The following is an 872-nucleotide window of genomic DNA, read 5'->3' on the forward strand; positions in this document are numbered from 1 at the left end:
ATTATTTTTATATTTTATAGTTGATTTAATTTGAAGTACACGACAAATACGTAGTATTCTTTTATCATTTACATTTATATTATAATATCTGTATAAATCATCTCTAATACGGCGGTAGCCTTTGTCAGGATAGTCAGAGTGTATTTTTTCTATGATATTAGCAATTTTTTCATTTCTTATATCATTGTAAGTTTTTTGATGTTTTAACCATTTAAAGTAACCACTTTTACTTACATTGCTTATTTTACATAGAGAACTTATTGGATAATGATGTTTTTCATGTACTTCTTTTATAGCTGTGTATATATAATTATTTCGTACTCTCTGCAAACTCACCTCCTCTCTATTTCCTGTATTTTTTTTAATAAAGCTATCTCCATTTCAGCCTGTCTTTTTTCATTTTCTAATCGTTTTATTTCTCTGCGAAGATGCTCTACTTCTGTTAATTGATCTTCAGATTTTCTTTTTCCTCTTTTATCTTTTAGAGCATCCTTGCCAGATTCTTTATATTTAAGAGCGTAGCTACGTGCTTGTGTATATGATATGTTATATTTTTCAGCAGCTTCGCTGTAACTATGTCCAAATTTAATGCAATATTGAGCAATTTCAACTCTTTCTTCAAAGCTAGTTTTTTTATTTTTAGTCATAATAGTTCCTCCAATAGATTTAGAAGATTTTAGTTCTTTATTACTATTATACTCCTTTATCCATTGTTCAAGTGGACTTCTTGAATTAAGTCCATAAATTCTACAAATTTCATTTTGTGAACCATCACCATTTAAATATGCTTTAACTGCTGCTTCTTTAACTTCCTTTGAATATTCAACTTTTTGAAATTTATCACTAAAAGCTTTTTCTCCTTTTATTTGATA

Annotated in this window: 2 protein-coding genes; both read right to left on the bottom strand. The window is 27.5% G+C overall.

The annotated features are described in order from the left end of the window. Positions 1-330: IS3 family transposase (locus DWX74_RS10950; protein WP_147382066.1), on the bottom strand; the 330-nt coding region annotated here is incomplete at its 3' end. A gap of 2 nt (positions 331-332) precedes the next feature. Beyond that, positions 333-872 (bottom strand): helix-turn-helix domain-containing protein (locus DWX74_RS10955; RefSeq protein ID WP_118549963.1); only part of this gene is annotated, 540 nt, incomplete at its 5' end.

The sequence above is a fragment of the Peptoclostridium sp. AF21-18 genome (assembly GCF_003478825.1).
Classification (GTDB): Bacteria; Bacillota; Clostridia; order Peptostreptococcales; family Peptostreptococcaceae; genus Peptacetobacter.